Annotated in this window: 10 protein-coding genes; 6 read left to right on the top strand and 4 right to left on the bottom strand. The window is 56.8% G+C overall.

Annotated elements, in window-relative coordinates; translation table 11 throughout:
* Nucleotides 1–5: 5 nt before the first annotated feature.
* Nucleotides 6–1,910 (bottom strand): sensor domain-containing diguanylate cyclase, encoded by a 1,905-nt coding sequence (locus ABD827_RS02895; protein ID WP_344962172.1) that lies wholly within the window; start codon nt 1,908–1,910, stop codon nt 6–8.
* Nucleotides 1,911–2,385: 475 nt separating this feature from the next.
* On the opposite strand from ABD827_RS02895, the gene ABD827_RS02900 reads away from it, so the two are divergent.
* The 4 genes from ABD827_RS02900 (at nt 2,386) to astD (ending at nt 7,143) form a co-directional block, all read left to right on the top strand.
* Nucleotides 2,386–2,967 carry an anthranilate synthase component II gene (locus tag ABD827_RS02900; protein WP_344962174.1) on the top strand — a complete coding sequence of 194 codons (582 nt, stop codon included), beginning with the start codon at nt 2,386–2,388 and terminating at the stop codon, nt 2,965–2,967.
* Nucleotides 2,968–3,361: 394 nt separating this feature from the next.
* On the top strand, nt 3,362–4,576 hold the full coding sequence (locus tag ABD827_RS02905) for an aspartate aminotransferase family protein (protein WP_298715843.1): 1,215 nt from the start codon (nt 3,362–3,364) through the stop codon (nt 4,574–4,576).
* A 78-nt stretch (nt 4,577–4,654) separates the two neighbouring features.
* The gene (gene astA / locus ABD827_RS02910) at nt 4,655–5,677 is read left to right on the top strand and encodes an arginine N-succinyltransferase (RefSeq protein WP_344962177.1); all 1,023 of its coding nucleotides are present in this window, start codon (nt 4,655–4,657) and stop codon (nt 5,675–5,677) included.
* Nucleotides 5,674–7,143, top strand: coding sequence for a succinylglutamate-semialdehyde dehydrogenase (gene astD / locus ABD827_RS02915; RefSeq protein WP_344962179.1), 1,470 nt, complete (start codon nt 5,674–5,676; stop codon nt 7,141–7,143). The genes astA and astD overlap by 4 nt, the downstream gene beginning before the upstream one ends.
* Before the next feature lie 81 nt (nt 7,144–7,224).
* Here astD and ABD827_RS02920 read toward each other — a convergent pair whose 3' ends face one another.
* Entirely contained in the window at nt 7,225–9,192 is a 1,968-nt protein-coding gene (locus ABD827_RS02920; protein ID WP_344962181.1) for a TonB-dependent copper receptor, read from the bottom strand.
* Nucleotides 9,193–9,396: 204 nt separating this feature from the next.
* Here ABD827_RS02920 and ABD827_RS02925 point away from each other — a divergent pair, with 204 nt between their 5' ends.
* Nucleotides 9,397–10,689 (top strand): sensor histidine kinase, encoded by a 1,293-nt coding sequence (locus ABD827_RS02925; RefSeq protein ID WP_344962183.1) that lies wholly within the window; start codon nt 9,397–9,399, stop codon nt 10,687–10,689.
* Between the two features lie 28 nt (nt 10,690–10,717).
* A complete protein-coding gene (locus tag ABD827_RS02930; protein ID WP_344962185.1) occupies nt 10,718–11,248 on the top strand; it encodes a response regulator transcription factor in 531 nt (176 codons plus the stop codon).
* Between the two features lie 15 nt (nt 11,249–11,263).
* Here the strand turns inward: ABD827_RS02930 and ABD827_RS02935 are convergent, their stop codons facing one another.
* Together ABD827_RS02935 and nhaC are read right to left on the bottom strand one after the other, a co-directional pair.
* A complete protein-coding gene (locus ABD827_RS02935; RefSeq protein WP_344962187.1) occupies nt 11,264–12,364 on the bottom strand; it encodes an alanine/ornithine racemase family PLP-dependent enzyme in 1,101 nt (366 codons plus the stop codon).
* A 130-nt stretch (nt 12,365–12,494) separates the two neighbouring features.
* Complete coding sequence (gene nhaC, locus ABD827_RS02940; protein WP_344962189.1) at nt 12,495–13,964, bottom strand: Na+/H+ antiporter NhaC; 1,470 nt, start codon at nt 13,962–13,964, stop codon at nt 12,495–12,497.
* Between the last annotated feature and the right edge of the window lie 449 nt (nt 13,965–14,413).

The following is a 14,413-nucleotide window of genomic DNA, read 5'->3' on the forward strand; positions in this document are numbered from 1 at the left end:
AGGGATCAGATTACGAGCAAGTCAGGCTTTTCTGGTGTGCCGGCCATACATACTCGGTTACGGCCACTGTTTTTGGCCTGATAAAGGGCCTCGTCAGCGGATTGCAGCAGATCTTTAATACCTTGATGTCGGCTTGATAAGGTGGCGACGCCCAGTGACACGGCAAACCTGATCTCGGCTCCGCTGGATACCGTGACCGGCAGTTCTGCCAGGGTCCTGCGAATCAGCTCTGCCTTGTGCGCTCCCTGCTGCAGTGGTGTGTCGGGCAGCAGGATCACGAACTCTTCACCGCCGAAACGGGCCAGAATATCGGTGCGCCTGAGGGCAAGCCGGCAATGTTCAGCCAGCGCGATCAGTACTTCATCGCCGGCATCGTGACCGTAAGTGTCATTCACCTTCTTGAAGTGATCGATATCGAGTGTTAACACCGTTAGTGGTGAACCGTTTCGGTTGGCGCGGATCATTTCTCGCTCGGCCTGTTCATAAAATCGGCGGCGGTTAGCGGCACCCGTGAGCGGATCCTTGTAGGCCAGTTGTTGAAGCTGTTGCTCCAGTCGGGCCTGTTCGGTCACGTTCTGCATGCTGAAGCGGCTAAGCTCAAGGGTACGCTCATCATTAAGACGGGATGAAACACTGCAAGACATCACCTGAGGGGCCCCCTGCTTGGTTTTCATGGTCACGCGAAAATGATGTTTTTCATCTTTAAACATGTTTTCCAGTAATACCGGCGCATCTTTCTGAACCTCGTTATCGACCAGTTCAATCAGTTTTAAGCGATTGATCAGCTCTTCTCGCCGGTAACCCAGATATTTCAGTGCCTGCTTGTTGATATTGGAAATGCGGCCGTCCTCTGCCAGGGTGACGTAGCCGATAGGTGCGTTTTCGTAAAGATCCCTGAAGTACTCCAATTGCATCTGTTCAAGGCGAGCTTTTTCCCGAGCATGGTGCTTATTGCGCACCAACAGGTACACTTTTACCAGCACCATCATAAAAAGCCCGGCGAGTGCCGCTTTGAACCAGGGATGAAGATAAATGGCCCCAGACTGCCATTGCCGAGGGGCGGTCTGTACCATCATGAGCCACTGAGAGGCCCAGAGATCGCTGATCAGACCAAGGTTGCTGGCATAGCGGCCACCGACCGTTTTTTCGTAGATATTGGCCATATCCAGCCACAGATAACTAAACAGGTTGTTTTGTATATTAGCCGTACCATGCCGGTTGGTTTGCATTTCTTGCCACAGTTCTGGCTGCCAGGTCGCTGCTATCAGATCAGGGCGTTCGCGCATCCAGCCCCATTCATTGACCGAGTCGTGATTGACCATCCAGTAGCCATCGGCGTTCAGCAGCATGGCCCTGTCGTCTTGTGGAAACAGCTCGATAAACTGATTGAGCATGGCTGCGGCGCGTAAGTTCAGTACCAGTAGCCCGGCGGGTTCGCCCCGAGTGTTTTGCATCATGCCCACCAGGCGTATCGTTGGCTTGAATGGTTTTTCCAGTTCACCCTGCTCGGTGTTGAGATCAAGCGGTGACAGATAAACCTGGCCGGGCGCCAGTTTCAGCCCTTGCTGGATATAGTAACGATGCCGTTTGTTCTGCAGTCCGGATTCGGGTACCGCAACAGGCCCTGCATTGGTATTGTTGATGCGAATACGCTCTTGCCCCTGCAAGTCAATAATACGGATTTGATCGTAGCGACCGAAGATGCTGGCGCTGTTAATAAACGCCTGCGTCAGCCGTTGCCGGTTTTCGCCGGCGGGAGCATCAGGATAACCCAGATCAAATGCCATGGTGGACAATAGCCGAGTGTTTTGTACGGCGACCATCAGGTGTTCATGGAACGTGGTTTTGGCGGCATTCATCAGGTGCTGGTGCCGGCTCAGGGCCTGCTGCTGCAGCCCTTTGTCATACATTTTTTTACTCACCCAGAGAACGGCGGCCAGCACTGTCCATGCGAGCAGCAACCACCATAAAAAGCGCTTAAGCATTATTAACCCGTTATTGTTATATATAGTCTTTTTTGTATCCGATTGAGACACTATACCAACTTGGTGCAACTTTGTCCGAAGGTAAAGGCAGCCACTTGCATTGATGAGGATCAAGAAATGCGTCTTTTTCATGAAAAAATGATGGCGCTGTCTTCAGAGTAAGTCGAATCGGCGTTCTGGTGTAGGTCTCATACTCCACTCTCTTCAAGCCGTACCGACGGATTGTGCTGTCCGGATCGCGGAAGTTTGACGCCAACCGGATAGATGCGAGAATACGGCCTCCTCGTGTGTGCTGTTGAGGTTCCGGATACAGGGTATCAAATGAAATATAAGTCTCAGTACGGGTATCAAGGCAGTGTTTGGCTGGTTAGTTTTTTAAAATCAAAGAGATAAGTTCAATATGCTGCTGATGATCGATAACTACGACTCTTTTACCTACAACCTGGTGCAGTATTTCGGCGAGCTGGGGCAAGAGGTGCTGGTACGCCGTAACGATGAGATTGGTCTGGAGGAGATTGCCGCCCTGCAACCGGCCGGACTGGTGATTTCGCCCGGCCCCTGCACGCCCACTGAGGCAGGCATTTCACTGATGGCCATCGAACACTTTGCCGGTCGGCTGCCCATTCTCGGCGTCTGCCTCGGGCATCAGGCCATTGCCCAGGCCTTTGGCGGTCAGGTGGTACGCGCACGCCAGGTGATGCACGGCAAGACCTCGGCCATTCGTCATACGGCGCAGGGGCTGTTTGCCGGCTTGCCGGATCCACTTACCGTAACCCGCTATCATTCGCTGGTGGTCGAGTCTGCCAGCCTGCCGGACTGTTTCGAGCTGGCCGCCTGGACCGAGAACGAGGCCGGCGAGCGGGACGAAATCATGGGCATGCAACACCGCACCCTGCCACTGCACAGCGTGCAGTTTCATCCCGAAAGCATCCTGACCGAAGGCGGCCACCGGCTGCTGAACAACTTCCTCGCACTGATTTAAGCCTTGCGCCTTCCTTTTATGTTGCCGGCAGTGTATTAGAAATTCTACTGGCGGCTCCCGGTATTAGTTTTATTTATCGGGGCTATCAGTGTTTTTCGTTCGTCAGCGTTCTGCAGAGCGGGAATAATGGTGTTTCCACCTTCTTTGGGTGGTCTTCGGATAATTTTTTTAATTGCCCGTTTATGCAGCCCGGGTCCGTCTTCATTGCCGGGCTGACGTTTTTAGTGCGAGCTTATGCAATATCAATGACTATATTTTTCAAATGCGCCGAACAAATGACTGAAATGTTCGCGTCATGTAGAGACAAGTCACCATTGGTTTGCAATAATGCTTGCGAATTTACATGGATTTAACTTTTATCGCAGAGCAAGCTGCGGTATTCGAGGAGCAAAGCATGTCTGATATGGCAGTCACCCGCGAAGTATTCGACCAGGTCATGGTTCCCAACTATTCTCCTGCCGAGGTGATCCCGGTCCGAGGCCAGGGCGCCCGGGTATGGGATCAGCAAAACCGTGAGTATATCGATTTTGCCGGTGGCATTGCGGTCAACTGTCTGGGCCACTGTCATCCGGCACTGGTTGGAGCACTGAAAGAGCAGGGTGAAAAACTCTGGCATCTGAGCAACGTCATGACCAACGAGCCAGCCCTGCGTCTGGCCAGCAAGCTGGTTGATGCCACCTTTGCCGACAAGGTCTATTTCTGTAACTCCGGCGCCGAAGCCAATGAAGCGGCCTTCAAGCTGGCTCGTCGTTACGCCATCGACCATTTCGGCGCGGAAAAAACCCAGATCATCGCCTTCAAGCAGGGTTTCCACGGTCGTACCTTCTTTACCGTGACCGTGGGCGGCCAGGCGGCCTATTCCGACGGTTTCGGCCCCAAGCCGGCCGACGTTGATCATGTGTCCTACAACGATCTGGACGCGCTCAAGGCGATTATCTCCGATAAAACCTGCGCGGTGGTGATGGAGCCGCTGCAGGGCGAGGGCGGCATCATCAGCCCGGATCCGGCCTTCGCCAAGGCGGTACGTGAGCTGTGCGATCGGCACAATGCGCTGCTGGTGTACGACGAAGTACAGACCGGTGTCGGCCGTACCGGCGATCTCTATGCGTACATGGGGCTGGATGTCATTCCCGATATTCTGACCAGCGCCAAGGCACTGGGTGGCGGTTTCCCCATCGGCGCCATGCTGACCACCGACAAGATTGCCGCTTCCCTCAAGGTCGGTACCCACGGCTCCACCTACGGCGGTAACCCGTTGGCCTGTGCGGTGGCCGAGGCGGCGTTCGATACCGTCAACACCGATACGGTACTGCAGGGCGTAAAAGAGCGTGAAGCCTGGTATCGGGAAGGTCTGGAAGCCATCAATGCCAAGTATCACTGCTTCGAGCAGGTGCGTGGCAAGGGGCTGCTGCTGGGCTGCGTGCTGAACGAACAGTATCAGGGCCGTGCCCGTGACTTTTTGCTGGCGGCGATGGAAGAGCAGTTGATGGTGCTGGTTGCCGGCGCCAACGTGGTTCGTTTCGCTCCTTCTTTGGTGATCACCAAGGAAGAAGTGGCTGAGGGTCTGGCCCGTTTCGAGCGCGCCGTGGCCCGGGTTGTTAACGGATAAACTATTCCGACGACAGGAATTCAGAGCGGGGCAGAGTCGCCTCGCTCTGGTCGTCAATTTTGTGATAAGGAGTTCTGCATGTTGGTGATTCGACCCATCGAGCAGAGAGATTTCCCCACCCTCAAGCAGATCGCCATTGAATCCGGCCACGGTTTTACCTCGCTGCCAGTGAACGATGAATTACTGCAAAACAAGATAGATCAGTCCCTCGCTTCTTTTGCCAGTCGACCGGCGGGCAAGGGCGAGTGCCTGTATTTCTTTGTCGCGGAAGACAGCGACACCGGCGAGGTGCTGGGTACCACTGCGCTGGAGGCGGCCGTGGGTCTGTCTTCTCCCTTCTATACCTATCTGTTGGGCAAGCAGGTGCACAGTTCGCCGAGGCTGGGTATCTACAACGTGGTCGATACCCTGACCCTGACCAACGATTTCACCGGTGTCAGCGAGCTGTGCACCCTGTTCCTTCGGGAGCAGGCGCGCAAGGGTCTGAACGGCCGGCTGTTGTCCAAGTGCCGCTTCCTGTTTCTGGCCGAGTTTTCCGAGCTGTTCGATGACCGGGTGATGGCGGAGATGCGCGGCGTGTCCGATGAACAGGGCAAGAGTCCGTTCTGGAACTGGTTGCAAGAGCACTTTTTCTCCATGGACTTCCCGACGGTGGATTACCTGACCGGTATCGGCCAGAAAGGCTTTATCGCCGATCTGATGCCAAAATACCCGATCTACGTCAACCTGCTGTCGAAAGAGGCCCGGGCAGTCATCGGCAAACCCCATGACAAGACCCGCCCGGCGGTACGACTGCTGGAAGAAGAAGGTTTCACCTGTCGTGGTTATGTCGACATCTTCGATGCGGGCCCCAGCGTGGAATGTGATTTGCGCCAAATCCGTACCGTGCGTAACAGCCGTCAGCTGAAGGTGCATGTCGGCGAGCCGGTGGATAGCGGCACGCATCTGATCAGCAACACCCGGTTTGATGATTTCCGGGCGCTGATCGGGGATCTGGCAGTTAATGAAGAAAAAGCCCAGGCGGTGATAACCGAAGAGGTTGCCCGCTTGCTCAAGGTGGAAGACGGCGATACCGTCCGGGTAGTGGAGATGAATCGATGACTGAAGCAGTACAATATATCAATGGCCAGTGGCTGGCAGGAGAAGGTGACGTCTTCGTCTCACTGGATCCGGCCAGGAATGAAGAGATCTGGCAGGGTGCTGCCGCCAGCACCGAGCAGGTGGCGGCCGCCATTGCTGCCGCACGTGACGCAGCCGTGGCCTGGGCCGATACCGGTGTTGAACAACGCCTGGCCATTGCCAAGCGCTACGCCGAGCTGCTGACCGAGCACAAGGAACATCTGGCCCGCATTATCGCCCGTGAAACCGGCAAACCCCTGTGGGAAACCCTGACCGAGGCGGCGGCCATGGTTGGCAAGGTCGGCATTTCCGAGAAAGCCTATTTCGAGCGTACCGGCACGGTAGAAAATCCCATGCCCGGTGCCCGCGCCTTCGTGCGCCACAAGCCCCATGGCGTGGTAGCGGTATTCGGTCCCTATAATTTTCCCGGCCATTTGCCCAACGGCCACATAGTACCGGCGCTGATTGCCGGTAATACCGTGGTGTTCAAGCCGTCCGAGCTGACCCCGATGGTGGCGCAGGAAATGGTCAAACTGTGGGAGCAGGCCGGCCTGCCCGCCGGCGTGCTCAATCTGGTACAGGGCGAAGTGGATACCGGCAAGGCGCTGGCGGCACATCCGGGGATCGACGGCCTCTTCTTCACCGGCTCGTCGCGCACCGGCAACCTGCTGCATAACCAGTTTTCCGGCCAGCCCGGCAAGATACTGGCGCTGGAAATGGGCGGCAACAACCCGCTGGTGGTGACCCAGGTGGAAGACGTGGACGCCGCCGTGCACACCATAGTGCAGTCTGCCTTTATTACTTCCGGCCAGCGTTGCACCTGTTCTCGTCGTCTGCTGTTGCCGAACGGCGATGCCGGTGATCGCATTCTGGCCCGACTGCTGGAGGTGACCAGAGCCATCAAGGTCGGTGTGTACGACGCCGAGCCGCAGCCGTTCATGGGTGCCATGATCTCGCAGCAGGCCGCCAGGTCCATGGTGGCGGCCCAGGCGCACCTGCTGGCGCTGGGGGGCGAGTCTTTGCTGATGCTTAAATCCTTGCAGGCCGGTACCGGTCTGGTCTCGCCGGGGATTATCGACGTGACCGCCATTGCCGAGCTGCCGGACGAAGAATACTTCGGTCCGCTGCTGCAGGTAATCCGTTATGACGAGCTGCCCGAGGCGCTGGTGATTGCCAACAACACCCGCTACGGCCTGTCGGCGGGTCTGCTGTCCGACAGCGCCGACGACTGGGATTACTTCTTCCGTCGCATTCGGGCCGGTATCGTCAACTGGAACAAGCCGATCACCGGTGCCTCCAGTGCCGCGCCTTTCGGTGGCATCGGCGACAGCGGTAACCACAGAGCCAGCGCCTATTACGCCGCCGACTACTGCGCCTATCCGGTGGCCTCGGTGGAAGAGGACAAGGTCAGCATGCCGGCCACATTGTCGCCGGGCCTGACGTTTTAACCTTCATCGGGCCTGAACAAACCAAAGGGGAACGCCATGGCGTTCCCCTTTTTGTCTTTATGTCCTTGTTTACGCTTTTGTTCAGAAGGTCAACTGCAGCTCGGCCCACCATTGACGGCCGGGTTCATTGATGCGCGTGGTTTGTGGGTTGGCCCCTGAGACATACCGTTCCTGCTTATTGATAAACTCGCTGTATTCCTTGTCGAGCAGATTATCGACGCCGGCCGCCAGCTTCAGTTGCGGGTTGAGCTGCCAGCCGCCATTGAGCGAGAACACACTGAAGCCGGAAGAAGCACCGATATCCTGGCCGATGATATTGCCCTGGCCCTCGACAAAGCGGCTCTGGCCGGCCACATTGCGCATCAGCAATGCCAGCTCATAATCGCCGTTGTCGAACATCAGGCTGGTGTTGAGTTCGAGGGGCGGAGTCTGGCCCAGAGGCAGGCCGTCGCTGTGATTCTGACCATGGGTATAGGCCAGGTTACTGCCGAGTGACCACTCAGGTGTGAACTGCCAGCTGAATTCGGCCTCGCCGCCAACACGACGCGCGTCCACGTTGCGGGCCTGCGGGGCGGCCAGGTTGTCTACCAGAATGAAGTCGTCGATATAACCGGCAAACAGTGAGAGCGATCCGCTCAGTGGGCCCTCCCGATACATAACGCCGGTATCGAGTTGATGGTTGGTTTCACTGTTCAGCGCGCCATTGCGGTTACGCTCCCAGTAATCGGGAGCACGCTCGGCCTGGCCGTAACCCGCATACCAGGTCCAGGCCTGCTGCTGATGCTCGAGGCGCACAAAGCCGGCCTGCAGTTGGTAGTCCTGCTTCTTGAGCGGGTTGGTTGCCGGCAGTTGCTCAAAGCGCGCCTGGGTATGGTCGAGCCGCAGGCCGCTTATCAGCCGCTGGTGTTCGTTGAGTTGCCAGTGGTCTTCTGCAAAGACCCCCAGGTTTTCAAAAGACTGGGTATCGGTATAGGGCGCCTGAGTATAGCGTTCGGCGGCGGCTTCGGTCATGCCTTTGCCCATTCGCGAGCGATGATTATCCTCCATCCAGTCAATCCCGACCTGGGTCTGGTGTGTGCCCAGATTCAGCTCGGCCATCAGTCTGGCGGTATCCGTGCTGCGCTCCGGATTCATCGCCATAAACATGTCGCTGTTGGGGCGCAGGCTGTAGTTGTCCATCACATGATCCACCAGACTGTGGCCGTATTGCAGTTGCAGTTTGCCGAGCCAGGGTGTGATGGCCTGACGTTCCAGTTTGATGCCCCAGGCATCCCGGTCGAACTGGCTGCCGTCCATGTTTCGATCGGCGTAGGCGGCCTGGCCCCGGCTACGGTCGTAAGACAGCTCCAGCAGGCTCAGATCGTCGGGCGTCAGCCCCAGCTGCACACTCTGACTGTTCTTGTCATAAGACGAATGTACCCGATTGCCGGCGCCGTCTTTATAATCACCCGCCTCGTTGTGATTGGCGTTGAGACGCAGGTAACCCAGGCGGTTACCCGCATCCAGCGCGGTAAAGGCATCAAACCGGTCGGCACTGCCGGTGGTGAGGCCGCCACTCAGGTTAAACGCCGCCTCGTCGTAATAGCGGGGATGGCGCAAAAAACGAATGGAGCCGGCCACCAGTCCGGGCCCCTGGGTCACGGTTTGTGGCCCCTTGGTGATCACCACTTCGTCAAACGAGCGGGGAAACAGATAGGCGGTAGGTGGATCCATGCGCGCGGCGCAGCCACCCAGCACGTAACTGTTGTCGCTGGTGATGGCCAGGCGCGAGCCGCCAAGCCCGCGAAACAAGGGGTCTCCGGCCATGCCGCCCTTGCGGGTGATGCTCATGTTGGGCACGGTTTTCAGCAGGCCGGCACCATCGGCTGCCGGTATCGGCTGTACCGGTGCTTTTGGATCCAGGCTGACGCGGGTAGGGCGACTCAACGGCGATGCGGTGATGACGATACTGGTGGCGGCAGAGCTTGAAAGCGGTTCATCCGATTGTCCATGAGCATGGCTCATGGCGAACAGGGGGAGCGTCAGAGTAAAAAGAGCATGGTGTTTCATGGGCGTTGCCGTTAGCCTTCTGTTTGTTGATTTGTTTATCGTTTAGAAAAAAGTGTTTGCATAAAAGGTGCGTGTTTCGAGTAACGGCGGCAGACTTTATGAGTATGAGGCCTCGGCTTCAATGCGACATATTGTCGCAGTCGGCCATGAGCGGCGCGCTATCATGGCGTTGACGGAACCATACAGAAGGTGGAACAGAGGCCGATGAAACGTGAATCCGGCACCGAACCGGTGGCCGTCCCCTGGCGATCGTTCCGTGTCTTGTCATTTGTGCCGGCGGTACGCTGGCTGTTTTTTATTGCCCTGTCCGGGGCCCTGTTATTGACCGACTGGCTGCTGTTGCCGGTGCTGGGTGTCGAGTTGGTCTGGTTGCTGCTGGCTTTGTTGTTGTTCAATGTGCTGGCTACCGTGCTGGCATGGCAGCGGCCCCGACTTGGTGGCGTGAAAGAGACCGGCCTGCTGGTCGATATTGTGGTACTGACCCTGGTGGCCTATTTCAGCGGTGGGGCCATGAATCCGGTGGCGTCGCTGTATCTGTTTCCGTTGCTGATTGCGGCGCTGACCTGCTCGGCCAGGTTTGCCTGGCTAAGCGTTGCCGTGGCCATGGTGGGTTATCTGTTGCTGTTCTACTGGTACCGGCCATTGGTGTCGGCGGCGGAGCATGGCGATCATGGCGCGGCGGCACCGCTGTTTAACCTGCATCTGCTTGGCATGTGGCTGACCTTCAGCCTGTCTGCGGTGTTGATCACGGCCTCGGTGTCCTGGCTGATGCGATTGTTGGCCGACAAGGATCGGCAACTGCAGCAGGCCTATCAGAAGCAACAGGAACAGCAGCAGTTTTTGCTGCTGGGTATCGAGTCGGCCTCGGTGGCTCATCAGTTGTCGACGCCGCTCAACAATCTGTTTTTACTGTCCGAAGAGCTGGCGGCCGAGCCGGCGCTGTCCGATGACGGCCGCCAGCATCTGGATACGCTGCATCGGCAGCTGTTACTGTGCCGGGAGGTGTTGTGGCAGCTCAAGCGTAAAGAAGAATCCGCGACCGAACCCGTATTACTGTTCAGTCAGCTGCAAGGCTATCTGGACCGCTGGATCAATCTGAGACCCGATGTACGGTATCAATGGCACAATGCACCGCCGGGGAGGGACTATCGAGTGTGGCTGGACGAGTTATTCTGGTCGGCGTTGCTCAACATTCTGGATAATGCCGCCGATGCGGGCGAAAACCGGGTTGAACTTTATACCTCGGTGGTAGACGACAGCCTGCTCGATATCGGCATTTATAACCGTCAGGGTCATTTAAGCGAAGAGCAGTTGGCCCAGGCCGGGCTCAATCAGCAGGAGTCGGAGAAAGCGGCGGGGCTGGGCATGGGCGTCTGGCTGGCGCATGCCACCTTTTCTCGCCTTAATGGCAGCCTGACGCTGCGTAATCATTCCAATGGTGGTGTTTATGCCCGTATTCGGATTCCGCTGCTGCTGGCCGACGAGCCGACAGAGTAAACCTTATGACACAGCCGTAGGTGAGTGAATGCAGCATTTTCTGCTGGTGGATGACGATCCGACCTTTGCCAATCTGCTCGAGCGCGGTTTTGCCCGGCGCGGGCTGACGCTGGCGTGGGCCGAAAACGGGGCTGATGCATTGGCGTTGGTAGCCGAGCCGGACGGTATCATCCTGGATTTGAATCTGGGGACCGAAAGCGGCCTGCAACTGCTGCCCGAGCTGCATCGGCGCTTTCCTCGCGCCGCTATTCTGGTGTTGACCGGTTATGCCAGTATCAGTACTGCCGTCACTGCCATCAAGCTGGGCGCGACCCAGTATTTGCCCAAGCCTGCCGATGTCGACACCATAGTGGCGGCCTTTCAGCAGCCGGAGGCGCCTGCCGAGGTTGCCCCCGACGCACTGGTGGCCTTTCGTCCCTCGGTGCGCAAGCAGTCGTGGGAGTATGTGCAGTTTGTGCTGCAACAGCACGATGGCAACATTTCAGCTGCCGCCAGGGCGCTGAACATGCACCGGCGTACCCTGCAGCGGATGCTGCAAAAAAAACCGGCGATCCGGTAATACCAAAGATGGGTATCAGGATACGCAGGAGCCGATTTCTTCTTCTGTCAGTTTGTGTTTGCCGACATAGCCGGAGGTCATGGCATAGAGTAGTGCCCGATAATTCAGCCGGAACGACAGCACATCCCCTACCTTTATATCGCACCCCGTGACATCAAGAATAAGATGATCGCTGCTGCCGCCGAGGATGGATATATTCGGGTCGAACGGGCTCAGATCGGCCACCGGCACGTCCTGCTCTCCCAGGGCGATGATGGCCCTGGTATGTATGCCTCTGTCCCTGAACACCGGGGTTTCGCCAAAGGCGTTCTTTCCCAGCGTACCCTTGGGAACAGAAGGTTTTTCCTTCACCTCTATCACCTCGGCCTCGAGCCGGAAGATGTCTTCATGCATGCCCGCTATGTGCCGGCCATAGGCGGTTTCCCGGCCGAAAAACAGGGCTTCTCCCAGCCTGAGCTGGTTGATGCCTGGCGGCAGCCGCTGTTCCAGCAGCAGGGGAAGCAGGCTGGAGTTGCCACCGGAGACAATGGTCAGGGCATGGCCCAGTTCGGTTTCTATCCGGGCTTTCAGGCCGGTCAGCTCCAGCATGATGTCTGCGGTCGGGATCACTCCGCCATAACAGGTGAGGTTGGTGCCGATGCCGAGCCACTCGATATGGTCCTGTTCCAGAATGAAGCGGCCCATCTCAAGCGCGTGCTGAGTACAGACGCCCTCGCGCAAATCTCCCAGCTCAATCATCAGGATGATTTTATGGCGGCGGTTGTCTCTTTGCGCCTCGCGTTGCAGCGCGGCTATGGTGTCCTGCTCCGATACCAGGCTGATATCGGCGTAGCGAACCACCTCGGCGACCTCATGCAGTCCGGGCAGGCGCAGCAGCGTGGTCTGGCAGCTTGATGACATCTGCTTGATACGCCGGAGATTCTCTATTCTCGAGTCGGCGAAGGAGTCGTATCCCTGCCGGATTAGCGTGCCGACAATGTCGGGGTCGGCGCAGGTGACCTTGGTCACCGGAATCCAGCCAACGGAGTTTTTTTGCTGATGGCAGAGCCGATCCAGAAAGGCGGCATTGGCGAGAAGGCGGGATGGATCCCATACCACTCTGGGGAATTTTTTCATTTTACCCTGTTCCTGCTAGGTAGCGGCGTTCGCCGGGCTTGAAATGGAAAAGAGCAGGCCGGGGCCTGCTCATGTCAATCGATACCTGATTGCCGGCTCCGCCGGATAAACGGAGCCGGCGAGGTGAGCCTTAGTGACCGGCCTTCTGCATCATGCCCGGTTCTTCCGTGCTGGTGGTGGTGGTGGTGACGTCATCGGCGCCAGCCGCCACCTGCTCCGAGCTGTTCAGTTTCACGATGGAAAAACCGGTCAGTGCGAAGAGGATGGACAACAGGGGAACGGCGAAGTTGAGTACCGCATAGGGGGCATATTCCAGTGCATGAACCCCCAGAGTAGCCAGGATAAAGACACCGCAGGTATTCCAGGGAATGAATACCGAGGTCAGGGTGCCGCCGTCTTCCAGGGCCCGAGACAGGTTCTTGGAGTGCAGCCCTCTCTCTTTATAGGCGCCGGCAAACATTCTGGAAGGTACCACCACGGAAATATACTGCTCCGAGCACGTCGCATTGGTCATGAAACAGGAAGCGATGGTGGTGGGTATCAGGCTCTTGGCCGAGCGGGACTTGCTGAGGATCTTGGCGACAATGGCCTTCAGCATACCGGTGTTTTCCAGCACGCCGCCCAGGGTCATGGCAACGATGGTCATGGATACCGTATACATCATGGACTCCAGGCCACCCCGGTTGAACAGGCCGTCCACCATCTCGTTGCCGGTTTCGATGCTGAAGCCGGCTTGCAGGGCCTTTACCGCGTCTGCGACAGATCCACCCTGGATGAACACCTGGCTGAGGAAACCCAGTGAAATACCCACGATCAGGGCCGGAAGCGCCGGTACCTTACGGGTGACCAGGACAATCACGAACACCGGGATCAGCAGCAGCCAGGGAGAGATGACAAAATTGTCCTGCAATATGGCCATGGTGGTGGCGATGTTCTCGAATTCGCTGGCGCTTGCACCGAAGCTCAGGCCCAGATACCAGTACACGGCCAGAGCAATCAGCAAGCCGGGAATGGTGGTATAGAGCATATGCTTGATATGTTCGAACAGGTCGGTGCCGGTCAGGCCGGCGGCCAGGTTGGTGGTGTCGGACAGGGGCGATAGCTTGTCACCGAAATAGGAGCCGGAAATCACGGCGCCGGCCACCATGGGAGCGGGGATCCCCATGCTGATGCCAATCCCCATGCCGGCGATGCCGATGGTACCCATGGTTGACCAAGAGCTACCGATGGCGATGGATACGACGGCACAGATCAGGGTAATGGAGACCAGGAACAAAGAAGGTGAAAGTATCTGCAGCCCGTAATAAATCATGCTGGCGACAATACCACCACCAATCCAGGCGCCGATGGCAACACCCACCAGCATGATAATGACCACGGCCGGCAGCGCCAGCTTGATGCCGCTGTAGATGCTGTCTTCTATTTGTTGCCATTTGTAGCCATGCTTCCAGGCCACCAGAGCGGCAACAGTGGTGCCAAATGCGAGCGGTATATGAGGGCTGCCTTCAAAGATGACAATGGTGACCAGCATGGCACCAACCATCAGGATAATAGGCAGCATCGCCATGGCAAAGGGTATTTTCGGAGTGTTGTTATTCATAGTCCCTCTTACTGAAAAGTGTTGGTGTCGCAGCACAATATTTGGTCGGCGAACCAGGTTAAATCCATGTAACGAGCGGGATTATTGCAAAGTTATGTTTTTTTGTCTTTTTTTTTAGTAATAAAATGGTGTTTTATGTTGCCTGTTGTTTATATTTAGTTATTAAATTTGAATTTATTACCATTTTCTTCTGGTTTTATTGTCTGTTTTTGAATAAACAATCAACTTTATCTTCTGGATTTGTGCTGAGTGGCCCTAAGCAATATCTCATAACTGATGTGGATACCGGGGCTAGCTTTTCTTTCTCGTCACCCTCGCGAAGGCGGGGGGCCAGTGTCTTTGCCGGAGCAGCGCAAGCTGACAAATCTGCGCCACTGGCCCTGGATTCCCGCCTTCGCGCTGAGGGATCCCCAAAAAAATAGGCAGACATGGTAGATTTTCTCTTTTGT

Origin of the sequence: Oceanisphaera sediminis (genome assembly GCF_039539745.1) — a bacterium.
GTDB classification, from domain to species: domain Bacteria; phylum Pseudomonadota; class Gammaproteobacteria; order Enterobacterales; family Aeromonadaceae; genus Oceanimonas; species Oceanimonas sediminis.

Bases quoted from the DNA above. Each gene is read 5' to 3' on its own strand.
- ABD827_RS02930 (WP_344962185.1), top strand. From the start codon at position 10,718: ATGCAGCATTTTCTGCTGGTGGATGACGATCCGACCTTTGCCAATCTG.
- nhaC (WP_344962189.1), bottom strand. From the start codon at position 13,964: ATGAATAACAACACTCCGAAAATACCCTTTGCCATGGCGATGCTGCCT.
- ABD827_RS02905 (WP_298715843.1), top strand. From the start codon at position 3,362: ATGTCTGATATGGCAGTCACCCGCGAAGTATTCGACCAGGTCATGGTT.
- ABD827_RS02895 (WP_344962172.1), bottom strand. From the start codon at position 1,910: ATGTATGACAAAGGGCTGCAGCAGCAGGCCCTGAGCCGGCACCAGCAC.
- astD (WP_344962179.1), top strand. From the start codon at position 5,674: ATGACTGAAGCAGTACAATATATCAATGGCCAGTGGCTGGCAGGAGAA.
- ABD827_RS02935 (WP_344962187.1), bottom strand. From the start codon at position 12,364: ATGAAAAAATTCCCCAGAGTGGTATGGGATCCATCCCGCCTTCTCGCC.
- ABD827_RS02925 (WP_344962183.1), top strand. From the start codon at position 9,397: ATGAAACGTGAATCCGGCACCGAACCGGTGGCCGTCCCCTGGCGATCG.
- ABD827_RS02920 (WP_344962181.1), bottom strand. From the start codon at position 9,192: ATGAAACACCATGCTCTTTTTACTCTGACGCTCCCCCTGTTCGCCATG.
- astA (WP_344962177.1), top strand. From the start codon at position 4,655: ATGTTGGTGATTCGACCCATCGAGCAGAGAGATTTCCCCACCCTCAAG.
- ABD827_RS02900 (WP_344962174.1), top strand. From the start codon at position 2,386: ATGCTGCTGATGATCGATAACTACGACTCTTTTACCTACAACCTGGTG.